26 protein-coding genes are annotated in these 24,015 nt (G+C 31.8%); 3 read left to right on the top strand and 23 right to left on the bottom strand.

The window, feature by feature from the left end:
* Positions 1-27: 27 nt before the first annotated feature.
* The 16 genes from EQM13_RS01540 to EQM13_RS01475 all read right to left on the bottom strand — a co-directional run bounded on the left by EQM13_RS01540 (position 28) and on the right by EQM13_RS01475 (position 11,287).
* Positions 28-1,044 carry a permease gene (locus EQM13_RS01540; RefSeq protein WP_128751754.1) on the bottom strand — a complete coding sequence of 339 codons (1,017 nt, stop codon included), beginning with the start codon at positions 1,042-1,044 and terminating at the stop codon, positions 28-30.
* Entirely contained in the window at positions 1,007-1,225 is a 219-nt protein-coding gene (locus EQM13_RS01535; protein ID WP_128751753.1) for a hypothetical protein, read from the bottom strand. The genes EQM13_RS01540 and EQM13_RS01535 overlap by 38 nt, the downstream gene beginning before the upstream one ends.
* A complete protein-coding gene (locus EQM13_RS01530; protein WP_206172770.1) occupies positions 1,179-1,643 on the bottom strand; it encodes an arsenate reductase ArsC in 465 nt (154 codons plus the stop codon). Before EQM13_RS01530 ends, EQM13_RS01535 begins: the two co-directional genes overlap by 47 nt.
* Before the next feature lie 5 nt (positions 1,644-1,648).
* Positions 1,649-2,725, bottom strand: coding sequence for an ACR3 family arsenite efflux transporter (gene arsB, locus EQM13_RS01525; RefSeq protein ID WP_170177303.1), 1,077 nt, complete (start codon positions 2,723-2,725; stop codon positions 1,649-1,651).
* Positions 2,726-2,860: 135 nt separating this feature from the next.
* Positions 2,861-3,244, bottom strand: coding sequence for an ArsR/SmtB family transcription factor (locus tag EQM13_RS01520; protein ID WP_128751751.1), 384 nt, complete (start codon positions 3,242-3,244; stop codon positions 2,861-2,863).
* Between the two features lie 335 nt (positions 3,245-3,579).
* Complete coding sequence (locus EQM13_RS01515; RefSeq protein WP_128751750.1) at positions 3,580-4,164, bottom strand: DUF6438 domain-containing protein; 585 nt, start codon at positions 4,162-4,164, stop codon at positions 3,580-3,582.
* Positions 4,165-4,212: 48 nt separating this feature from the next.
* Positions 4,213-4,569, bottom strand: coding sequence for a hypothetical protein (locus tag EQM13_RS01510; RefSeq protein WP_128751749.1), 357 nt, complete (start codon positions 4,567-4,569; stop codon positions 4,213-4,215).
* A 66-nt stretch (positions 4,570-4,635) separates the two neighbouring features.
* Positions 4,636-4,824 (bottom strand): hypothetical protein, encoded by a 189-nt coding sequence (locus tag EQM13_RS01505; protein ID WP_128751748.1) that lies wholly within the window; start codon positions 4,822-4,824, stop codon positions 4,636-4,638.
* Between the two features lie 49 nt (positions 4,825-4,873).
* Positions 4,874-5,164 carry a PF20097 family protein gene (locus tag EQM13_RS01500; protein ID WP_161567143.1) on the bottom strand — a complete coding sequence of 97 codons (291 nt, stop codon included), beginning with the start codon at positions 5,162-5,164 and terminating at the stop codon, positions 4,874-4,876.
* A 17-nt stretch (positions 5,165-5,181) separates the two neighbouring features.
* Positions 5,182-5,838 (bottom strand): class I SAM-dependent methyltransferase, encoded by a 657-nt coding sequence (locus EQM13_RS01495; RefSeq protein ID WP_128751746.1) that lies wholly within the window; start codon positions 5,836-5,838, stop codon positions 5,182-5,184.
* A 72-nt stretch (positions 5,839-5,910) separates the two neighbouring features.
* Positions 5,911-6,066, bottom strand: coding sequence for a hypothetical protein (locus tag EQM13_RS18130; protein WP_161567142.1), 156 nt, complete (start codon positions 6,064-6,066; stop codon positions 5,911-5,913).
* A gap of 85 nt (positions 6,067-6,151) precedes the next feature.
* Positions 6,152-6,643 (bottom strand): GNAT family N-acetyltransferase, encoded by a 492-nt coding sequence (locus EQM13_RS01490; RefSeq protein WP_128751745.1) that lies wholly within the window; start codon positions 6,641-6,643, stop codon positions 6,152-6,154.
* 278 nt (positions 6,644-6,921) lie between these two features.
* Positions 6,922-7,113 (bottom strand): hypothetical protein, encoded by a 192-nt coding sequence (locus EQM13_RS18125; protein WP_161567141.1) that lies wholly within the window; start codon positions 7,111-7,113, stop codon positions 6,922-6,924.
* Between the two features lie 1,360 nt (positions 7,114-8,473).
* Positions 8,474-8,827, bottom strand: coding sequence for a hypothetical protein (locus EQM13_RS01485; RefSeq protein ID WP_128751744.1), 354 nt, complete (start codon positions 8,825-8,827; stop codon positions 8,474-8,476).
* Positions 8,828-8,847: 20 nt separating this feature from the next.
* Positions 8,848-9,201 carry a hypothetical protein gene (locus EQM13_RS01480; protein WP_128751743.1) on the bottom strand — a complete coding sequence of 118 codons (354 nt, stop codon included), beginning with the start codon at positions 9,199-9,201 and terminating at the stop codon, positions 8,848-8,850.
* Between the two features lie 16 nt (positions 9,202-9,217).
* Entirely contained in the window at positions 9,218-11,287 is a 2,070-nt protein-coding gene (locus EQM13_RS01475; RefSeq protein WP_128751742.1) for a sacsin N-terminal ATP-binding-like domain-containing protein, read from the bottom strand.
* A gap of 392 nt (positions 11,288-11,679) precedes the next feature.
* Here EQM13_RS01475 and EQM13_RS01470 point away from each other — a divergent pair, with 392 nt between their 5' ends.
* Positions 11,680-12,969 (top strand): IS110 family RNA-guided transposase, encoded by a 1,290-nt coding sequence (locus EQM13_RS01470; protein WP_128751741.1) that lies wholly within the window; start codon positions 11,680-11,682, stop codon positions 12,967-12,969.
* Positions 12,970-13,271: 302 nt separating this feature from the next.
* On the opposite strand, the gene EQM13_RS01465 is transcribed toward EQM13_RS01470, so the two are convergent.
* The 7 genes from EQM13_RS01465 to EQM13_RS01435 all read right to left on the bottom strand — a co-directional run bounded on the left by EQM13_RS01465 (position 13,272) and on the right by EQM13_RS01435 (position 22,205).
* Positions 13,272-14,081, bottom strand: a complete 810-nt coding sequence (locus EQM13_RS01465) for a hypothetical protein (RefSeq protein WP_128751740.1) — start codon at positions 14,079-14,081, stop codon at positions 13,272-13,274.
* An 831-nt stretch (positions 14,082-14,912) separates the two neighbouring features.
* Positions 14,913-16,631: a TnsD family Tn7-like transposition protein gene (locus tag EQM13_RS01460; RefSeq protein WP_206172769.1), complete on the bottom strand. Its 1,719-nt coding sequence runs from the start codon at positions 16,629-16,631 to the stop codon at positions 14,913-14,915.
* Positions 16,600-18,300 carry an ATP-binding protein gene (locus EQM13_RS01455; protein WP_170177302.1) on the bottom strand — a complete coding sequence of 567 codons (1,701 nt, stop codon included), beginning with the start codon at positions 18,298-18,300 and terminating at the stop codon, positions 16,600-16,602. Before EQM13_RS01455 ends, EQM13_RS01460 begins: the two co-directional genes overlap by 32 nt.
* On the bottom strand, positions 18,272-20,437 hold the full coding sequence (locus tag EQM13_RS01450) for a Mu transposase C-terminal domain-containing protein (protein WP_128751739.1): 2,166 nt from the start codon (positions 20,435-20,437) through the stop codon (positions 18,272-18,274). Before EQM13_RS01450 ends, EQM13_RS01455 begins: the two co-directional genes overlap by 29 nt.
* A gap of 24 nt (positions 20,438-20,461) precedes the next feature.
* Positions 20,462-21,283: a TnsA endonuclease C-terminal domain-containing protein gene (locus tag EQM13_RS01445; RefSeq protein WP_240663012.1), complete on the bottom strand. Its 822-nt coding sequence runs from the start codon at positions 21,281-21,283 to the stop codon at positions 20,462-20,464.
* Positions 21,284-21,372: 89 nt separating this feature from the next.
* A complete protein-coding gene (locus EQM13_RS01440) occupies positions 21,373-21,897 on the bottom strand; it encodes a hypothetical protein (RefSeq protein WP_128751738.1) in 525 nt (174 codons plus the stop codon).
* 86 nt (positions 21,898-21,983) lie between these two features.
* On the bottom strand, positions 21,984-22,205 hold the full coding sequence (locus tag EQM13_RS01435) for a helix-turn-helix domain-containing protein (RefSeq protein ID WP_128751737.1): 222 nt from the start codon (positions 22,203-22,205) through the stop codon (positions 21,984-21,986).
* Positions 22,206-22,348: 143 nt separating this feature from the next.
* Here EQM13_RS01435 and EQM13_RS01430 point away from each other — a divergent pair, with 143 nt between their 5' ends.
* Together EQM13_RS01430 and EQM13_RS01425 are read left to right on the top strand one after the other, a co-directional pair.
* Positions 22,349-22,903, top strand: coding sequence for a helix-turn-helix domain-containing protein (locus tag EQM13_RS01430; RefSeq protein WP_128751736.1), 555 nt, complete (start codon positions 22,349-22,351; stop codon positions 22,901-22,903).
* Positions 22,904-23,071: 168 nt separating this feature from the next.
* On the top strand, positions 23,072-23,953 hold the full coding sequence (locus EQM13_RS01425) for a tyrosine-type recombinase/integrase (protein ID WP_128751735.1): 882 nt from the start codon (positions 23,072-23,074) through the stop codon (positions 23,951-23,953).
* Positions 23,954-24,015 lie beyond the last annotated feature (62 nt).

The following is a 24,015-nucleotide window of genomic DNA, read 5'->3' as shown; positions in this document are numbered from 1 at the left end:
CCTCCTCAATTGATTAATTTAATTTATTTATATGAAAATATACGAAAAAGCATTAAATAGATATCCAATAATTATAATTCCTACTGATACAATGGATACAAAGATTGCTAGAAGTTTAGGTTTTACTACTTTACTAAGCATTATCATAGAAGGAAGTGACAAGGCAGTTACTGCCATCATAAAGGATAATATTGTCCCTATTCCTACTCCTTTTGTAAATAAAGCCTCTGCTATTGGTAGTGTACCAAATATATCAGCATACATAGGAATACCAACTACTGTAGCCATTAAAACTGCAAATGGATTATTTTCTCCAATCACATTTTCTATAACTGATTGAGGAATCCAATTGTGAATTGCTGCTCCTATCCCTACCCCAATTAATACATATAACCATACCTTATGGATAATATCCTTAACTTGTTCTTTTGAATAAGAAATTCTTTCATCACGACTCATTTCTATAAAATCAGTATCTACATTCTCTATCTCTCTAACATATCCCTCTACATATTTTTCAAGTCCCAACTTTTCAATTAAAGTACCTCCGACAACAGCAAGAATAAGACCTACAACCACATAGGCTATGGCAATTTTGGCACCGAAAAATGACATTAAAAGCATTAATGATGCTAAATCTACCATCGGTGAAGAAATCAGGAAAGAGAAAGTTACACCTAAAGGTAATCCAGCCGAAGTAAATCCTATAAAAATCGGTATACTGGAACAACTACAAAATGGTGTGATAGTTCCAAGTAGTGCGCCAAGTATATTTCCTTTTATACCCTTTATTCTACCGAGTATCTTTTTAGTCCTTTCTGGTGGAAAATAACTTTGGATATAAGATACAATAAAAATTAATACCGATAATAAAATAAAAATTTTAATAGTATCATAGATAAAGAAGTGAATACTTCCACCTATTCTATCATTAATCGACAAGCCAAATACTTTCTCCATAAGAAGCCTTATAAGTTCTGAAAGCCATTTCATTTTTAATAATTGGTCATTTAACCAGCCAAATAACATTGTTAGTATATTCATATAATTCCCCCCTATTTTCTGCAACTACAAGATAACTTTCAACATTCATACACTTTTCAACATCTCTTTTAAGTTTCAAATAATCGTCTATATTGTCTTTTATCTCCTCCAGCATCTTCTTGTACACTTCTTCTTTAAGACTTAAAAGAAAAAGTGCTTGGATTTTTCTCTCCACTAACATCTTCTTTTATATTCATTAAATTTGTTTGTTTTTTTACCCTCTGTATCAAATCCATTACTTTTTCTTTAATAATATTCCTTGTTTTTCTGTAATCCTCTATTGGTCCACCTGATGGGTCCTCAAGTCCCCAATCTTCTCTGTACCTGCATGGCACATAAGGGCATACTACGTTACAACCCATAGTTATTAAAATATCTACTTCTTCTGGAATATCACTTAATAATTTTGGATGATATCCGCCCATATCTACCCCTTCTTCTTCCATTACCTGTACTGCCAGTGGTTTTACTTCAGGATAATTTTCTGTTCCCGCCGAATATGCTTCCAATACATCACTTCCCAATTTCTTTGCCCAACCTTCTGCCATTTGAGAACGACAGGAATTGTGAACACATACAAATGCCACCTTCTTTTTCATGTGTTTTATTTTCCCCTTTCACCAGTTTGTTTAAACCAATACCTTGTGTTGTTGGCTATTCTAACAAGTACAAGCATGACAGGAACTTCAACCAGTACTCCCACAACTGTTGCAAGAGCGGCTCCAGAATCCAACCCAAAAAGTGAAATGGCCACTGCAACAGCAAGTTCAAAGAAGTTACTTGCTCCAATCATTCCCGCAGGTGCTGCAATATCATGGGGAAGTTTCCATATCTTTGCCCATCCATAGGCGATGAAGAATATTAAAAATGTCTGAATAATTAATGGTACAGCAATTAATAAAATGTGCAGAGGATTATTTAAAATAATTTCACCCTGAAACGAGAAAATGATTATTAAAGTAAGAAGCAAACCTACAATAGTTACATTATCAAACTTCTTTAGAAAAACATCTTCAAAATATTCTACGCTCCTATGCTTTATAATAAATTTTCTTGATAAGTATCCGCCAAGTAAAGGTATCACAACAAACAAGACAACGGATAAAAATAGTGTATCATAAGGAACAATTACATTACTTACTCCTAATAAAAATGCTACTATAGGAGTAAATGCGAGTAATAAAATCAGGTCATTTACCGCTACCTGAACTAATGTATAAGCAGGGTCGCCTTTTGTCAGATAACTCCATACGAACACCATAGCGGTACATGGTGCGGCTCCCAGTAATACTGCACCCGCAAGATAGTCTGTCGCTAAATCTTGACCAATCCATCTTATGAATACTATCTTTAAGAAAAATGCTGCTATGAGATACATGGTAAAAGGCTTGATGAACCAGTTTGTCGCACAGGTAACTATAAGTCCCTTCGGTTTTTTTGTTGCCTTGATAATGCTTGAAAAATCAATCTTCAGCATCATAGGGTATATCATGAGCCATATCAGAATAGCAACAGGAATGGATACATTGGCATATTCAAACTTACTTAATGTTTCAGGAATTGCAGGAATTAATTGTCCTATGGCAACTCCCGCTATGATGCATGCAATTACCCATAATGTTAAGTATTTTTCGAAAAAGCCCAGTCCCCTTTTTTTCTCTATTACTTCTTCGCTATCCAAATTTAATGCCTCCAATCTATCTAATCTGTTTTTACATATATGATTATATTCGATTATAATCATATAATATGAAATAAAAGTATCTAAAATGTATTTAACAATACCATACTACTTTTCATCTTCCATCTTCTTACGCTACTTTCGAAGAAACTTTAGAACTTGCTTTTTATCTTCTCTTAATTGCTCACAAGTAAAGTTACTGCTTTTATATTTTTTAAGCCTTTCAACATCTTTTAGGTATTGTACATTTTCGTTAATCTTGTTTTTAAGAAATTCATACAGCAAATTATTTTCCTTAATAAATTCGTTATTTACTCCATAATAAACCCATTGTGACTTCTTATCACTAGTTATAATACCTGCGCTTTTTAATTTGTTTAAATGTCTTGAAGCGTTGGACTGAGTCATTCCTAGCATCGTCTCTATTTCACATACACAAAGTTCTTCTCTTATTAACAGATTTAATATTCTAATCCTATTTTCATCTCCCAATGCCTTAAATATTTCTATGAAATCCAATTCATCGCCTCCTATATGATTATATTCGATTATACTCATATAATAGTGTAGATTTATTTTTTTGTCAATAAGAATATTATCCTTTGTACTTGCAACTTACACCTTAATTATCAGCCTCTTAAAAATAAAAATCCCGGAATAAATCAGGAATTATCCTGCATCTACTACGGGATTTTAGAACAAACTTATTTTTTTCAGGGCAACGTTTATTATTTTTTCTATCTTTTCTCCTCATACTTTTCACTTACCTAAAATACTATGATTACTTATTTCTTGAATTTGTTTTTCAAATCCGTTATAACCAATGGGTTACATAGTATTTCACCAACCATTAATCAAACACTTTTCATAATTATTATGGGTCCATAATAGTCATCTGTAGCAATCCCTATCTTCTGCACCTTCCATTCCAATATTTCTTGTTTATCACATTCTTTTTCTACTAAATCTATTGCTTCTATTTCAGAAGCAGAAATAACTATAAACCTAATTGACGCTTCTGAAGTCTTTTCTTCGACCTGATATATGTATAACCTTGGATTTACATATTTTTTAGTGCCTATTATTCTATCTATCTTCTCTTCAAATGCGGTCAAATTATCATCTATCAAAATGTGTCCATAGTAATGGTCAATTTCTTTAGTTTGCCCATCAGAATATTTAACTGTAGTAATACAAGAAGGCTGGTCTGTAATGAACTCCTCCCCTGGTTCATATGTGAAAGACTTAAACCCAAAATCCTCAATCAAGTTATTTAATTGTTCTACCTTTTTCTTTGATATCTTCCAATGCTGCTCTCCGCTCTTATATACAAACATTTCTCCATGATAATTTACATTGCCCTCGTTATCTACTGTTACACTATAAACAGGGCAAGTTCCATAGCACATTGTTCTTTGCAATTTTATGTATTCGAACATGATAATCCCCCTATTAGCCTGCATATTCATATGCTTATATACAAAACACTATATTCCGTAGTGAATTAAGTATTTATTTTCACTAATTGCATTAGATACCTTTTCAACAAGCGATTGAAGTTCCTGCGATTGATAATAACTATTTGCCTTGATAATAATCTCTCTAAATTGTTTAAGGGATTCTGGTGGGATGAGGGTTACCCCGCAATAATCCAATCCATTTCCTGGCTGAGTTGTAACCTGAAGGTATGTTTTTATTGCCATTAGTTCTTCATTATACTTTATAATCATCTCTTCTAATAAGTCATCATGTACCGAAATACAATTGTATTTTTCAGGTTCATAATCGCTATACCACTTATTTTCTTCAAAAGAATCTATTATTCCAAAATCATGCTTAGCCAAACAATCGCCCCTTGCAAATTTATATAACCTCACTTAATACATATTTTATGAATAATGTACATTTCCTTAATCCTTATTATCCTTGGTAATTTTCTTATGGTAATCATAAGCACCTGCAAAAAAACAAATACTTGCAATTGCCTCTAAAATTGGTACGAGAATAAATTGAGTACTTACTAATGCCAAAATAGTATTTATTATAAAAAGAAATCCAGCAAGTAACGATAGGTTTCGAGAACGTTTAAAATTCTTCATAAATTCCCCCCTAAATTTTGTTGCATAATATTCTATCAATATGTACTATCTATCCCTCTTTTACATCATCAAGATTAGCATAATCTATGATAATCTTTTTACACTGCTTGCAAATATAAGAATCTACTCTGATAGAACTAACCGCTTTTTCTCCTAGTAAGACTTCGCCTGCTTTAGGATGATAGGATACTTTATGTGGCTGTTTCGCCCATAAAAGATACCTTCCTCCTTCTAATATACCTATCTCCATTTCACCATTACAATAGGGACATTTCATAGGTTTCATCTCCATTCGAATCTCTTTGTAATTAATTCGACATGATGCATTTAATTGCATCATTACTTAAAATCCATAATTTACTTATAAGTCAAAACATCAAAAACCCTACTTTTAATCTTTCTTTCTGAATCAATGATAATATGATATTCATTTTTTTGAATTTTAATCTTCCTGAAATTATTAAACAACTCATTTAATTCAATAACATCAGTATAATGGTGAGGTATATTTTCTTCTCCTTCTCTTGAACCTACAAATGTATTTTTTTCTATCTCTTCTCCAATTCCAAAAGAGTCATCTTCTACTGATAGAAAGTCAAATAAAAAGTATCCTCTTCGTCTTAACACCCTATAGATTTCAGAAATGCTATTTTCAATTTGTTTAAAATCCTGATGATGAAGTACGGATGTGCAAATCACTGTATCAAAATAATTATCTTGAAACGGAAGACTATTCATATCTGCTTGTATTAAAGTAATATTACTTATAGATTTTCTATCTATATATCTCTTTAACCATTCTATTGCCTGTGCATTTATATCTATTGAAGTTACATTAAAATTATTTTCTGCAAGATAAATGCTATGTTTACCGTAGCCACATCCTATGTCTAAAATTCTTTCATATCCAATCTCTTTAAATAACTGAATATTCTCTTTGAAAAAGGGTGTAAAACTAATATCCAATTTATCATATATATTTTCAACTGGTAACTGAACTATATTCCAATCCATTTATAATCACCTACTTTAAATTTATATACATTATCTTAATGTACATCATTCAACTTTTACGCCTCTAAATGTTTATTTAATATTATTTTTCTTTATATAAGCCATGATAAATCCACCCATTGTTGCAATCGATAATATTGGCCCTAATTCAGCAGCATTCATTCCGTAACCAATGCTGGAACCTATCACGCCAATAACAATACTCACGATAATCCCAAGTATAATCATTTTCATACCCTCCTTTAAATATAATGTTCTTAATTCACAAAATTCAACCACTGCGACGTAAAATATAAATATTCCAACCTAAAGATTAATAGTTATACTCATGATTTCCAACACATATTTTTTGAGTTAATATTTCATTTTTCGAAGGTTTTCTTATTTCAATAAGGTTCAAAACATCATATCCTATTTTAGATAAAAATGTTATCATCTTATCGTTATTAGGATGTACCCAGTTAAAAACTGTATCCCCACCCAATTCATTCGCAATTTTTTCTGCCTCTTTATATAGTTTTGAGGCTATACCTTTTCTCCTTGCACTATCAGAAACAAATAGAGATTCTGCCCAAACTACATTACCATCAATTCTACAAACTATATACCCCAATAGTTCTTTACTATTATCTTCAGCGACAAAAATAGGATACTTCGCCTCTATATATTCTTTAAATTCTTCCTTTGCTTGGTCTATTTTAGGTGTTGAAGTAATTCCTTTAAATTGTTTTAGTTCAACTCTAAACTGTGCTATCAGGCTTGATATTTTTTCTTCATCATCAATTTTGGCTAAACGTATAATCACTATTTTCATCTCCCTCGATAATTCGTTTTATTCTACTAATTCGTTCCTTATACCTTTATTTTACACCATATAACCTATAAAAGCACCCGTTTTCTTACACCTTACTACTTTTTAAGCAACTCTCCTAATACCCTATTAACCTCTTCCACAACCTGTTTCCTATATTCATATAAATAATATAACTTTATTTTCACTTTAATAGAACTTTACCATCACTAAAATTGTCTTTTCTTTTTCCAAAATTTCTTCTTCATCATTTCTGAAACAGAAAAAATATGCTAAGTTCTTATAAAATGTAAATAATGTCCTAATTCCTTTTCCCTTTTATCCACATTTCCCTTATATTTTATATACTTTATCCCCATTCTTGTATCAAGAAATGTGGGTAAAACACCATCTAAGAACTTTATTTTCTTTTTGTAACTACTTTTCTGCAATGCAAGGACTTTTCTATTTCTAATATTTTTCACCACATCATTTTTAGAAACAGAAAAAAAGGCCTATGTTGTATAGTAAAAGTAAATAAAGTCCTTTCACAAATTCCCTTTAATATCCATATTCTTTTAACCTTAAAACTGAACTAAACCCTGTATTACCAATGCCTTCCCTTATTCCTTATCCCTTCTAATACCACTACTTTATTTTCTTTTTACAACAACTAATTAACCCCTATATCCTGCCTAATTTATTTCCTATATTCCTTACCCCTTTTTCCTTGTTCCTAACTATGTGTTCATCAAACAAACTCCTCTCCTTTTTCAAATAAAGTTCTCTCACCAACACCCCTCAAACCCTTGAAAACACCGGCTTGTTTTTTTATCCCTAATTCCCCATTTATGCCCTTTTCCCCTTAATTTATCTTTTAAAGTCCTTGTATTTCTTAAAAATTAGGGCAAAAAATGAAAATAAAGTTCTATTAGGATTGAGGGTTAAGGGAGAAGGTTTAAGGAGAATTCTATCCATTTCTCCTCTCCATTTTCTTTTCCATTCAATCTTTCAATCCCTTGATTTACCTGACTTTTGCCTTGTATCCTTTTCTCTATCCCTCGCAAACCTCTAATAAAAAAACATGGCTTACCCGAGATTCCTAATCCCTAATAAACCATGTTTCCTGAAACAACTTTATTTGCATTTTAAAATGAATTTGCAAAATGATAGGACTTTATTTGATGGAGACATTATATGTGCAATCAAAATAAAGTTCTGTCAAAAAGCAAATATAGTTCTGTCACGCACAACCCGCTAACCATTGGTATCTCTACCTTTGTATTTTTCTTCCTTTTTACCTCTTTTTTACTTCCTATTATTTTTTGCCCTCAAATGCCCCTTAATGCTCTCTGAAAAAGTAAATAAAGTTCTGTTGTAAAGGCAGGATCAAGGTATATGAAAAAAGGGAAAAGGACTATTCTTATCATAATCCGTTTTCCCTCTTAAATCTTTACTATCAATGGTTTTAGTCTATTGTGATTGTCTCTAAATCCTTCTTAAAAATATCCTTATTCATTGATTCTTGAGCCTTGCTCCCTAATAAACATGACAAAACTTTATTTTCCGTCACAAGACTTTATTTTGGTTATACATAGTTACAGTTTTAAGGGGTAAGGATTAATGTCTTAAGATGTTACTTTATACCTGAATTTGTTATATGAATTTAAACATTATTATTCTTGATATAATTAAATAAATTTCATATAATAAATATTACTGGTCAATAATAATCGTTTGCAACAACTTCTGTGCCCGCCATTCTAAAAACTCTCAATTATTACACTCTTTTTATTAAAGCTACTGGCTTTTTCTTGTAAAGCAGAAATAACCAATACTATCAAATTACCAACTTGCTGGATTTTTTACGGGATATACACGTACTTTATAAATGTTTTCTCCACTAGCAACGCGCAGACTTTGAGAAAATGAATAAATACCGCCAAAATCTGCTGCATCAATTTTTTCATTAAAATCAGCACCAATAATTTGTCCATCTTCATTATGTACTGTTATTATTATTAATATGTTTTCAGTTAAATTTTCAGCTAGAATTTCTCCTATAACTTTTACCCCTGAATCCCCGTCATACCAAGAATCTTGAAAAACACTTACATTCATATCTTCTATTCCAAATTTTCTTTCAAAAACATCCAATCGTTCAACAATATTTTTTGGATACTTAAAATCTTTTTCCACGAGTATCCTCCTTACATATACTAATTTATGGGGTAAATACGTATTTTATCAATCTTGTTCCCATTTGGTATATTTACTTGTATCTCAAATGGAAATATTCCTTCAAAACATTGTGGTTCTATATAACTTGTTACCAATCCACTTGAATAACTACTATTTTCTCCTGATGCTATTATATCTCCTTCATTATCATATACACTACACATCATCTTAATGCTATTAGTTAACCTTTCACCATAAATTTCTCCATAAATAATTAGCTCTTTAGAATTTGGCATATATGCGAATAGATTCATATCATCTATCCCATATTTCTTTTCAATGCTAATTAATCGCTGTATTTTGCTCACTTCAATTCTATTTTTGTTTGCCATAATATCCCCCTATTATTTAAAATGAATAGTTTAAAAAAGTACCACTATAATCATCACAAATCCATTCCCATCTAGTTACTCTTTTAATTAAATTTAGATGATTTATTGGATTCTCAATATAGCATACTTCCATACATAAATCTGTTTGCTCCACTATGGCTAATAAATATTCTTCTTTTAATTCATTTGCAGTTGAATACTCATTATTTGTCAACGAAATGGGTGCTCCCAACCTTTCAACGCTTTTAACCTCTATATATCGAACTCTATCATCATTATAATGAACTTCTATATCATAACCCAAATTACTTTTACTAACATCAATAACTTTTTTAACTGCCGAATCTCTTTCTAGAAAAGCAGCAAGATTTTGTTCTACACTTCTCCATTTGTTTATAGGTGGCAAAGTTGCTTTACTAGTATACCTACTAACCTCAAGCTTTAAAAGTTGTGTATCATTACCTTTTACTTGCTTATGTTCCTCCTGTAATATGTTGTTTGCTTTTAAAACTTGAATACTCAAATCTTCAAAATATAATTTTATAAACCATTTTAAATCATTATCATCGTTTATCCTCATATTTAAAGCATCATAAAAATCAGGGTCAAAGTTAAAATCATTTATTTTTGAATTTGATGAATATATACCTGACTTAAAATATATTAAATTAGCATTTTTAATTTTTACTTTGATTTTTGAATTGCAATTAAATCTATACTGACGAATAATTTCGCATATAACATCCACACTACCATTAATTGTAGGTTTAAGATTATTTAACAAATCCAAGACTTGATCCAAATCTAAAGTTTTCAACTCAAACAAATTTGAAAATTTTAATATCCCTGGATAATCTTTTTCTAGTTCTTTACATAGCGGTGTATACTTTAACTGTCTGCAAAATTTTTTAAAATCATATGAATTTAGCCATTCAGGATTTACTCGAAGATTCTCCGTTTCAACCCCGTTATACCACTTAATATTATTTAGTTCACTTTTAATACAATCAAAAAAATATTCCTTAATCTTAACACCTAATGTAAAACCACTAACTCTATCTTTCTTGAAATTTGCAAAAACGCTAAAAAGGCCTAAACCATCATATTGCTCTTTATTAGATATACAATCTTTTAAAGAATTAATTACTAATCTACTACATGACAATAATGTCTGTTTTGATATTTCATCATATACAACTCTTGTTCTAGAAGGGTCTGTAGAAAAATCACCATTAATTTTTATTGGCAAACCAACTTTGTCTTTTGTCGGCATAAACGAATGAATTACAGCCCTATCCTCCCCTAATTCTATAATTTCATTACAATCATTTAACAGAAAAGCTAAAGCATTACATTTTTCATCCCTAATAACCAACCATCTTTCTTGCTCGTTATCATTATCATTAATAACTATAATTTCTTTATAATCTAATTCTTTTCTTGAAACACTTATTTTTTTTGATACGACCGAATGTATTTCCAATTCACAAATATTTTTTAAAAAAAGTAATATGCTCGAATCTAATAAACCTAAATCCTCATTCAAGTTATTTAATTTAGGATGCTCGAAAATAAATATGGAGTTAAAATTCTTCTCAATTAACTTATTAATAGTTCCTTCATGATTTGATATAGGTGTATATATATGCGGTATTCTTATCAGCGGCACTTTATTGCTAACTTCAAGATAATTTTTCGTCAATTCTCTTGAAAACGTCATCCTGATTGTACCACTTATTATATGTACTCTTTCTGCCAGATTAACTACGGACTTAAAACCAATTCCTCTATATCCAATGGTTTTTCCATCTCTCTTTTTTGTAGATACTCCACTTCTACAAATAGACATAGCGTCATCTTTATTAAATTTTCTTCCATCATTGGCTACTATAATACAATCGTTATTAGACCTAATAAAAAATCTTTTTGCATTTGCATCATCAGCATTTTGAAGCAATTCTACAACAGAACGTGATTGATAACTTTCGGCAATATATTTTTCCATATTTGCTAAATCAGCTAAAAGCATAGGAGACATTTTTGCTTCTCTGGCAAATATAGCTTGTATATCATTTACTACACTCAATATATCCCTCCTTGTACAATATAGTTATAATCAAATTACAGTTTTCCACTGTAATAATTATCAATTTCTTAAATAATAATATAGTCTTCTTTTCTAATCATTAAATACATTTCTTTGGCTTCTCACCCTAGCCATAAAGCCAGTTTAATTTGGCCTGAACCATGAACAATATTGTATAATTAATTTATGGATTTGGAGGTTGATGCAATTCCTCCTAGGACGCCTTTATGCGACTACCTGTAAAAAAGAGTATCTATCCATTCTCATAAGATTACATTATTTGGCTGGTTGAGGCCAGTTAACACTGGTTCCTCGTGTCACATGCAAGGTTGTGTACTTATTTGAGAAGGAATGGATTTCTAAATCCAAATACTTTATTTAGGAGGTTTCTTATGGATTATCCACCTGTAGCTGGAATTGATGTTGGTAAAAATTTTAGTGAGATGTGTATTTTGTCCCCTAATAATGAGATTTATCATCGTATTAAGATCTATCATGATTCAATTGACAGTATTAAAGAGGCTATAGGTCTATTGCAAAAAGCAGAAAAGGATTTTGCAATTAGGCCTGTCGTAGTCTTAGAATCCACTGGGCACTATCACAAAATCCTCTTCCACTATCTTTCTGATTCTGGATTTGAGGTCTCTATCATAAACCCCATCCAATCTGATTCTATCAAAAATATTGGAATAAGGAAAGTAAAAAATGATAAATTTGATGCCCATAAGATTGCATTGCTTTATAGGTTTTCTTTTATTAAGACTACTGTTGTTCCTGATGATGTTATTGACTGCCTTAAAAGCCTTTGTCGCCAATATTACAAGTTAGGTGATGAACTTACTACTTACAAGAATAGGCTTATTGGCATTATTGATCAAGTAATGCTAAACTTTACAGATGTCTTCCAAAATGTATATTCAAACACTGCCTTAGCAGTACTTGATAGGTATCCTTCACCTAAGCAAATTCTAAAGGCTAACAAACAAACATTAATATCACTTATTGAAAAAACTTCTAAAAAAGGTTTAGCGTGGTCCACTGAAAAATATGAACTTTTGGTTTTAAAAGCTAAGGAATTTAAAGATTTAAGCATCAATAACCCTGGAAATCTAGCCATTCTCAAAGTTAATATTTCCATGGTAAGAACCTTACAAGATGCCCAAAAAGACATACTTGACGCAATTAATGAAATTATTTTAGCAGATTCTTTAGAAGATAATCCTGTATTGGCACCTATTATTAATCTGCTATGCAGTATTCCTGGTATCGGGATACTAACTGCTGCCACGATACTTGCTGAGGTTGGTGATTTTTCTGCATTTTCTAGCCCCAATAAACTTGTAGCTTTCTTTGGAATTGACCCCTCTGTTAATCAATCGGGTGAATTCACCGGAACCCGTAACAAAATGTCTAAAAGGGGCTCTAGATTGCTTCGTAGGGTCATCTTTACAACTGCTTTAGCCAATATTCGAAGTAAGAGAAATGGTGACAAAACTAATCCAGTGCTCTATGAGTTCTACCAAAAAAAGTGTACAAACAAGCCCAAAAAGGTTGCATTAGGTGCTGTAATGAGAAAATTAGTAAATATTATATTCGCCGTCATGAGAGACAAAAAGCCTTTTGAGCTAAGAACCCCAGAAGAGCATGAGGAACTACTTCTTACTAGGTCTTCAGTAGCCTAATGATCTGTATTTAATGTTTAGTTTTCAAAGAACAATTTTAAATAACAGCTTCGTTTTTTAAACCAATAATCATTGGTTTATTAGGTGTGCATTTTTTTATTATTAATTTTTCAAAAAATATTTAATATTATTTTGCTAAAATCTATTGACTTTAATTAGCTGGTCTTATTTATTTTACATTATATCTGCTATACAGAATTAAATAAATATTCTTCTTACTGTATGTTGATGATATTTATACAAAATAAAATAACTGTATTTTGACCAAACCCATGGTTATACTTTAATAAAACAAGATTTACCTATTTATTGTAACTTTCCTTTATAAATTCTTTATGCTTTTTCTCCATTTTCTTAAGATTGCTCAAATTCCACATATGAGAAAGCCCAAAAAACTCAAGTGCCATTTCAAACGTCGTAACTTTATATCCTTTTTCCTTAAGACTGCTTACATTTGAATATGTTCTAGCTATGTAATCAAAAATAATTGCAAAATTAGCAGTTTTAGCCTGTGTCTTAAAATATCTGCCACTATTTTCTTCACATATTTTTGCTATTTGTTCTTCCACTTTTCTAAATTGTTCCCATGTCCCTATAGCATCGCACATTCCAGCTTTATTTGAGATAAAACATTTATATATATCTTTATCTATGGAATCATATTCACAAGGAGTATTCATATCAATTTTAATTATCTCATCACGTTTCTTCCTATTTTCAATGAGTATATCATGGCGATGATTGGCTATCACCATGAAGCGCTTATAGTCTTTAGGCAGAATCCAAAACTTAAAATCAGGAGTCGCTATCCTATTATATAGGTTATCGCTACTCTTTCCTTCGTCCCTAATATAGTAAGCATCAAAATATGTTTTTTCACCATTAATTATTATGTATTGATTTTTGGCAGGAAACACAACTTCTGCATTTTTAATTGTCTCATTATTTTCCCTAATGCTAATAAAATCAACTGTAAATATTTCGTCCTTTATTTCATCAATTGCCTTACCAACTTCTTGTTCTAAAGCATTTTTACCTTCTTCCTTCGGGTTACTTCTTAAAGAGTCTTTTCTCTTATTTATACCAAATACTCCCAGGATTTTTTTAAACATAATATCTAACCCCCTTTCAGTAATTATCTGTTTGTTTTTTAACATTATTTAAAGGCAAATGAATTAGTTGCATTGTAGACCTACTACTACTTTATCCTTTATATGTGAATCTATCTCCTATCAATTTCCAACTACTATATTGAACAAGTTTTTACCTGTTTCTTCTATTATACCATTATAATTATCAATACTTTAAAAGCCCGTATTATAGCCTTTTTATCCTAGCACTTTTTTTAAAAAGCAATAAAGTCATATCGTGAGAGCAGAGCAAGGCATATAGAAAAAGGGAAAAAGGACTATTCTTATCATCCGTTTTCCCTCTTAAGTCTGTTATATCAACGTTTTTTCCATGAAAAACTCTAATTTTGATAACAAAAGTTACCGATATAATATCTTAATCCCAACTATTAACCCTATCTATTTATTATTTTTTACTCATTAATTTTATGCTGTAAATGGCCGTTAATGTCATCAAAATAATTCCGATTACTGCACTCCAAAATACAAGCATTTCTATCTCCCCCTTTTTTGTTTATACTTAAAAATCTTTATAGGTTTTCTGGAGGAAAATACTAATTCATTCATTTATTAATTCATTGCCAAAAAATAAGTATCTTTCTTTATTTAGTCACATATTCTCGTATCTATAAACGACTAATCTTAATCTATCTATATTATACTCTAAAAAAGCAAATTTTTGGACATAATGGTTCGAATAATAGAATTGAGTAAAATCACAATTCTACCACTCGTTCCCTTATCAAGGCACTACCAAAAAATCTAGATACTTTTATAGTGTCTTCTTTATATCGAATCAAATTCATATCTACCTTATTTTAAGTTAGATAAAAAATCTGTATCATAGCCTTTTTCTTCTAATATTTTTTTTATTTCTTTACTAATATTCTTCATATATCTAGGCTTAACTCCTGCCGTTTCTACTAAATTCCACAACTTGATTTCTTTTCCTTCCCCCTCTAATTGACTCATACCCCATTGTATCTTTCTTATTTGAAATTCTTGCAGATTTTCTACTACGGAATCTACATACTTTTTAGTAAATGGCAGCTTATTTTTGCTCTTTGCAAACCATCCGCTAATCCCTAATTTTCTTCCTATACCACCCCACGTTATCCTTTCAGGCTTACCTTGTTTCATTTCTTTAACCACTTCTTTTACTTTTGGAAGCAATTCAGCATCTCTTTTATCCCAATCAACAGTATTAACTACTGTTTTTATTCTGCGATAGTTTTCTTCCATCCATTCACTATCATATTTTTTTAACCAAGCATAGACTCCATCGTTATTTTTACGAATTTGACTGCTGCTTTTATCAGGATATTGAGCATGGAGTTCAAGCCACTCTTCCCTTAACCTTTCTCTTTTCATTCTGAATTCTTCTGTATCAGTAAACTTGCTATGAAGATATTTTCCACCGCCATTAAATTTCCAAAACTCTTCTATTCCTAATCTATCAATAGCCTTCCTAATTGTTTTTGTAGATGACTTTAATATATCTGATATTTCTCGGATTGATAGCCCTGATTGAGCAAGTTCTATCAACCTCTGGTCCCACAGTTCCTGATAAGCATCAATATTGTTTTCATCTTCATCATTCGAGCCAAGTTTTGTATTAAATAAATCAACGATTGGAATTCCGAGAAACCTCGCTAATAATAGATACCTTATTGAATAGGTTGTCCTATCATTATTTCTAACCATATCAGGTAGCCAACCTCCACTATTAACTGATACAGGGGATTGAACAAGTGCCAAGTATTCTTGACCATAAAAATCCACAAAGTCTTGTTTTAACTTCTTTTGATGAATATAATTGTTCATCCTAGCATAGCCTTTTTCAATCAACTTAACCCGAAACTGACTTTTAAACCATTGACCTTCCCTAAACCCAAATTGATTATTTAGAAGTATTTCTGTATCCTCTGCTATCCAAAGCATCTTTTCCATCAAATCATTTGAATAACTTATTTCTTTTTCTACTATACAGTTCTCATGGGATGCACTAATAAATCTCTGTCTGTTGCCTGCCCTTATGAGTTCTGTGCTGTCACAAAGAGGCATCTTATGCTTTAAACATACAAATACCCCTGTAACCTGGTGAATTCTATGCCAATATGGTTCTCCAAATGTTTCTATATCTTTTTTAAAACATTCAGGACAAAATCTAAAAAACCTGTTTAATATTACGGTGTTTGACACTAACCCAATTTTTATATAGATTGTTTTCCCTTCTCCGTTTTTCATTGCTTGTACAATTTCTTTAGCTCGCTTGGAAGGAATAAAAGCAGCATAAAAAGGAAACAAAGTATGCTTATATATAAATTGTTCCGCCGTATATTTTGTATTTACGGGCATATTTGCAATTAATGCTTCCAGTTGTGTTGGCAATTCCATAGATGCAATCACATTTCGTGACCCAAACATATCTTGAATATTATGTATTTCTCTTATGTTTCCACTTCTAATACAGTAACGCCCCAATACACTGTATAATAGCTCATCTGGATATGGTGTTGGAAAAAAGTTCACTGCACCATCTCCTCTGAAAAGAAAAGACATCATTTTGAAATGTCTTAATGTAACCTTTCTCTAATAGCGATTCATATGCACTTTTATTATATTTTTTACCCTGTTCAACTATATACCGAATATCAGATGCATCATATTTAACCTTCCCTTCACCACTTGCTTTGTTTTTCTTTTCTCCATCTGTAAGAAGTTTTATTGCATCTAATACTATACTATTTATACTTACATTCTCGTTACCTTGCTCATAATCCATCTTATCGATAGTTTTTTGAGCCTTTTTAGCATCAAATCCCAGATCTATAAGCTTCAAAACTGCCTCCTTTTTCTTATCCATCATATCTTCTTTCTTTTGTTCTTTTTCCTGCTTTTTAATTGCTTTAGCTTTTAAATCTAAAGTAATAGACTGTTTTGTTCTAGTCAAAAAACCATTGAAATTTATATTTAACATACATATATCTTCAAATTTAGCAATTTCTCTGACATTGCCAGTTTTTAAGGCAGTAAGCATTGGCTGCACCAGTTTTAAGTTTTGTTTAGCCACTTTTTTAATAATATAAGGAGTTATTTCTTCTTTGCCTGTAGAAATTGTATAGGCCTGTGCAATACCATAAACTTTTTTTAATAAATCTGGAATGCCCTGTGTTTCTTCATATAACACATTATTTATTTCAGGAGTAAGAGGAGTTTCTTTCCTCGTCCACTGATAACGCCAAATAGAGTTAACTAATAAATCCCATACCCCATCCTTCTGAATCCTATCACAGATCATATCGCCTGCTGGACCCGCTCCTCTTCTTGCTTGTCTAAAATCTCCCTGAAACACAGCAATTGCTTTGGGAGTTCCCACTAAAATCACTGGAACACCTACATTATTTACAAGGTTTACAAAAAAGTTTAACATCTTTTCACTACCACCCGATTTTGCCATACTTAAATGCTGAATTTCATCTATTACAAGCAATCCCAATGAACAATTCCTTACCACTTGATTCATTACCGTCATCATAGCATCCGTTGTCGCTCTTATTTTCATCATTTTCTGGTAATAGTTGGTCCCGAGCAATCTATCTGTTTCGGAAAAAAATTCATATAGTAAACCTTTTATAGAACCATCGTGTGGGCACTCCAGTTTCATCCAGACGACTTGATACACCGAAAAATGCATATTTTTATACTCCGAATGGACAAGAATTTGAGGATACAAATTAAGTATCCTCTGAAGTGAAGAAGTTTTCCCCAGGCCCGATATACCTATTAAGGTAAAACCTAAAGATGAAGAATAAAATCCGCTATCAGCGCTTAAATTAATATTATTTTTTCTATAATAATCCTGACGAAATCCCCAAACTAGCTCTCTCCCAAAGGGATTTCTGGATAGATATCCCTGACGAACAGCACGGGCAATCTTGCTTTCCAATTCTATACTCATAGGTAGGGGCTGAAACACTTGGAACATCCTATCTATCATGTGTATTCTATAGTGGCTCTCTAACTGTCTTTCACTGGAATTATATTGAGGATAAAAAGCCAGTTTTTCTATTACTTCATCTGGAGCCATAAGGCTCGGAAGGGCTTCTATAAAAGGATTGTCTTTATAATCTGGTATTATCTGCTCTTTATATTCTGCTTCTACGGCCATACTACCACTTGGAATCCAAACCTCCCCCATTTGCCAAGCCCTCCTTTTGTTTTCTAAAGAACAAATCTAAAGTGCTTTTTTCTTCCTCAAAACCCTTCTTACTAGAAATAATACTGCTATAATGATTTTCATCTTCATGTCCTAATTCAAAAACTTCTTCCGTCCTTCTCACTGTTTTTTCGGCTTTACGATTTTCTCTTATATTTTTTACCCTTTGTTTATCACTTTTTATAGGATTTGTCTCTCTCTTGTAATCATCATTTGCTTCTTCAACAATATCCTCTATCTCTACAATCAGCTGTGTCTTTGCTTGTGCCACTGCATCTTCACTTTTTTCTTTCTGCATTCTCTCCACGGCAAGCAAATATTCAATCTCCTCTATCGCCTTATCCTTATACCTGCTGTTTCCATCTATTAGATAGCATTTTTCATAATCATTAATCCCTTTACCATGTACATAAATATAGTTCATATCCCTAGGGTCGAAACTTATCTTTACCTTCCAAGTCCCTTTTGTTCTGGCATTAACAAAAGCTTGTCCCTTTAGCATTGAAGTAGATGCATAATACATATCCTTATATTTTACCCCTTTTGCTGTAACGGTTGCTGTATCAGAAGGCATCAGAGCCAACTTTACTACATCTTCAGGAACGGTGCGCAGTGTTCCACCTCTATTTGCAATCCCCCAACTCCAAAGCTTAATGGGAATACAGGGAACATCATCTGCGATCATCATTTCATCCCTTTTATAGTAGTTCAAGTTATAATAGTTGTTGTGATATAAAATACACTTAATCATAATTTGGGTAAACTGATATAAATCAAGCTTTGCCTTTAGTCGGTAATCCTTATCTCCTCTTTCTCGCCCGTCCAAATCTACTACTCCTGGCAAAAATGGTTTCACTCTCTCATTTGTAAGCCCGAAGAACCTTTCCACTGCTGATTTTAAGTCTGCACGGTAGGGAGGGGTATTCTGTACTTTAACATTTAATATATTGATTAAGTCCTCGATGTTTCCGCCCTCTAATTCTCCTCGATCTGCAATAATAGTTTCTGGTAAATAATGAATGGGCCAATCCTCTTCATGTATTTCAATGCCATACTGTTTACAAAATCTAACCTTATCCATAGTTGCATTTAAAAGTGCCATCATTGCACCAACATAAGAACCTGTTTCAAGGCCAATATATATTCCACATATGACACGGCTAAATTTATCAATAACCGCATAGATAGCAGGTCTACCAATAACCCAATTTTTATTAAACCTTGATACTAAATAGACATCCCCCACCTGGCAATCTATTTCAAAAGTCCCAGGTTGCAGAACGTCACTAGCAGTGTTTCCTATAATAGGTCGATATTGCTTTTGATATTTTTTATTACTATATCGGCTGGTAATCTCTCTTTTGATGTTTCTTTCTTTCTCAAACCAATATCGAAACTGCCCAAAACTCGGAATCTGCGATTGAGGCTTTATAATAGGTATTTTCACTCCATTTGCCTCTATAAAACCATCTACAAAATATTCTTTCCTCATCAGTTCATAGGTTAAAACCAAAGAGTTTTTTGCCGTGGTGTAATAATATTTATTTATAGCAATACGGAAGGTTTTTTTTATATCTTCCGTAATATTTATTCCTTCTCCAGTTATGTTCTGGTGTTTTCGAGGTCTACCCCTTTTTACTTTTCCAGCCGTTCTCTCTTTTCCTGGACCTCCACAATATCTATAATCTGGAACTAAAGCATTAGGGGTTTTCCCTCTTTTCCAATATCTTTTTAGATAGCTGGCAACAGTATTTTCACTAACATCAAACTGTTCAACAGTTTTCTTAATAAGTTTTCTGCGATATGTTGGTTCAAATATTTCGGGCTCATTTCTTACAAAATTTTTAATTATCTTCCATGCTTTATCCCTTTTTTCTTTATGTTTTGGTGGCAGCTCTTCATCTGATATTAGTAATAAATAAGGATCTTCGTTAACAATTTGTGCTCGTTCGTCGAATAGTGCTTCATTTATATCGGAAATTTTTCTTGGAAAGGGTAGCGAGTTATCATTTATATTTATTACATACAATAAATCCTGATCAAGAAAAAGAATTCGTTCTAAACTCTGTTTTTCATCTTCAACTTCCCACTTTATTATTGTATTAACTGTAAATCTCATTTGCTAACCTCCCTTCCATCATTTTTAAGGTAACCAAAGGGATTGGCCTGGTATATTAAACTTTATGGGCTCATTCATGTTGATAAATATTTTCCTCTTTAATAATAAATATTTAAAAAGTAAAATACCTGTTCCAGCATCAAGACAATAGTCCTTCTCATATTTCCTTATTATTTTGCGAACAGACTCTGAACTTTTTAATCTATATAATAACCCTTCCGCCAGTTCATCCAATTGTTCCTCCTTAATCCCGTTATAACTTTCTGTGTTCATAGTCGAATGTAACCATTCAACATTTTTTGACATTACAGTATTAATATCTTTATTTGTTACAATGCCCCAATCTATCCCTTTGGCACTCCAATATCGCCGTTCCGCTTCTAATCTTTCTATAGTTATTTTTTTCTGCAAATCTGAAGCTATTTTTATACTCCTAGCCACAAATTCTACCTTATTTCCTGGCTTAAATAACGTAATAAGAAATGTAGTAGACAAGACGTATGGCACCTTGGTTTTTCTATCTATAAATTTATCAAGTCTTAAATCCATTTTATCCTCAATTACCTCATCAAAATCTAAAAGAGGATAGTGTTCTCTAATATCTACAACACTTTCTTCCCACTCTAAAAGGTAGAAATACTTCAGTTGCAAATCAGAGAAAAAATGATGAATACGCTTTGTTTTCCATCCCATTATCCTCGTGGCCCTACCCATAGAGGGAAAATCTTGTATTGTGAGCCAAGGTTTGTAACTCTCTCCTTCTCCTAGCCCACGCCCTTCCTTTATAAATCGCTCATATTTTTCTTTAGTCCATTCGGTATTGTATTTCCCAATGTTATCAACCACCTTAATCAAATTAATTTAAAGGGGCTATATAAAATATAAGCCCCTTAATAAGCATTTATAGAGTTTTCTCTTCACAAACTTGAAGCGTTTTATGCAGCCAAAAAAGCTTCTCCGACATCATCAATTGTAAAATTTTGTTTCCCTTTGAATGAACAAGCTAGCATCATTATAGTGTAAGCTTGGAAAGTAGTTAAAGCTTGAAGCTTTTCTTTTAGCGTTTTAGCAATTTCAATATCTTCTTCTGTAAACGCAGTAGGTTCATATTTCAAACTATCCTCAAGTTTCATGATAATAAGGAGTTTAGGATTAATCCTCTTAACATGAAATAGACCATTATAACAAATACGAACCAAAAGAAAGGCCTCTCTTGCACTAAAATATCCCTCAAGTTCCTTCCTTGTCATATTAAATAGTCCTGTAAGCGCAAAAATCATATTGCGCATTTTGTTTTTAATATACATACTTTTATCTTCTATAGAAGCCATTTTCTCTATTTCTTCTGAACTCTCCAAAGGATATAAATTAGAGGAACAGTATTGCCTAACAGTCTCATATAGTAGTGAATCCACCTTTATCTGAATGCCTTTTTCGTTTTGCTCAATTTTATTTTTCATAGCTATCATCCTTTCTAATTTTGTTTTATATAATTATTTAATTGTCTATATTAACTGATATGTTTTCTTCTCACCTTATCAGTAATTCAGCGGACTTGACAAAAAAAATCTTCATAATTTTTTCCTAAAGCTGCTGCGATTTTCCCGATTGTTTGTGGTCTTGGTATTACCTTTTGTTTTTCTATTCGGGATACTGTTTTAGGATCCAGCTTTGCCAAGTCGGCAAGTTCTCGGATATTTTTGCCTTGTTTTGCCCTTTCCAATCTTATTTTTTTGACATTATATAGTTTGTCTACTGACTTTTCCATACTATCATCACCTTTCTTACACCTTTAGTGTAATTTAATTATATTATACTAAAGGTGTAATTGCAACTTTTACTCCCTACTTTTTTTACTTTTTATGTGATATTTTTTATGTTATACTTTTAGTGTAACAAGGAGGGATGGTTATGATTGGAGAACGCATTAAAATGCTCCGAAGTGAAAAAGGGTTGACAATGAAAGACATGGCTGAAATGTTTGATCTTTCTATTTCGGCTTGGAACAAGTATGAAAAAAATGAAGCTGAACCAAAACTAGATAACATTGTTAAGATGGCTGACTTTTTTAATGTTTCTTTAGACTTTCTAATGGGGAGGACTAATATAAGAGACAAGAAGATAGTGGAAAAATCTAATATACTAAATAGCTTATTAAAAGGTTTTGAATCAATTAATATGGGTGATCCTTCAAATATGCAATTTGTAATCGAAAATCTTACATCTTCTTTAGAAGCATACAATAAGGAAAAGGTAAATGAAGAGTCTCTACAAATGCTATTAAAAGTCATTAATGAAATAATTATTTACTTCAACGATTTAGCCTATTCGAATATTACAGTTTCTAATTCAGACTTTCATTCAAAGATATTAACTCTTCATAATGAAACATTATCGGAAGTCATAAAAACTATGAACAATATATTATATGATTTTATGAAACTGAATTTAAACAGAGCTAAATAATTATGTAGCCAGTTTTTTAAGTCTTAATTCGATTTTAATAACGAATTATCCGCATAAGTTCGTTTTCAAAAACGTAAAACTCGCTACATAATATATCATTATGAAGCCAAATTATGTGATGAGCTTGGATATTTTCTAACAAGCAAACAGCGGAAGGAGATGCTGTAGATGGACTGGATAGAAGAGTTTAGGGTTGCTTTACAAAAAGATGGCAAAAGCCATAATACCGTTATAAATTATTGTTCCGATATTAGAGAGTATTTGATTTGGTTTATGGATACATATGCAAAAAATTTCGATGGCAAAATTCTTGAACAGGACGCTCGTGAATACCGAAACTACTTGCACAATGTCATAAAGCTAAAACCATCCTCCGTAAACAGAAAAATGACCGCTCTGAAAAGTTATAACCAATTCCTAATTAATTTAGGAACTGGCACAGAAACGGCCATTTACGGTATTTCTATAGCTGATACTCATGATAGGGAAATACAAACTATAGAAAGAAACGAACTAAATAGATTCAGGCGTGCAGTATACTCAAATGGTAATAAAAGGGATATTGCAATAATAGAGCTTTTAATAAATACAGGCATACGAGTTTCAGAACTTGTTTCATTAACATTGGATGATATACATATTACCCAGCGAAATGGCAGCCAAAATTATTCTTACATCATTATCAGAAACGGAAAAGGCGGTAAATACAGGGAAGTTCCCTTGAATGCACAAGCAAAAAAAGCTATAGAGGAATACACTTCCAATAGAAATTACCATCATAAAAAATTGTTTCTAGGTCAAAGAGGTCCCCTACGTCGTGAAACAATAGATAAGATCATTAAAAAATATTGCCGTATTGCCGAAATAGAAAGCTTTTCTGCACATACCCTCCGTCATACATTTTGTACCCGCCTAATGTCCAAAAACGTCCCAATTTCTATAATATCTAAACTTGCAGGTCACAGCAGTATACAAACAACGGTAAATTTCTATGTAAATGTTTCCCGCAAAAACAAAATGGACGCTGTAAATAAACTCAATATGCTTTAAATATTGGTAATACCATATAATAAAATAGCACTAAAGAAGAAAGACATCATTGGCATATATAT

The organism is Acidilutibacter cellobiosedens, assembly GCF_004103715.1.
In the GTDB taxonomy this organism is placed as follows: Bacteria; Bacillota; Clostridia; order Tissierellales; family Acidilutibacteraceae; genus Acidilutibacter; species Acidilutibacter cellobiosedens.
The sequence above is the reverse complement of the archived record's forward strand: the minus strand, read 5'-3'. Positions and strand labels throughout refer to the sequence as shown.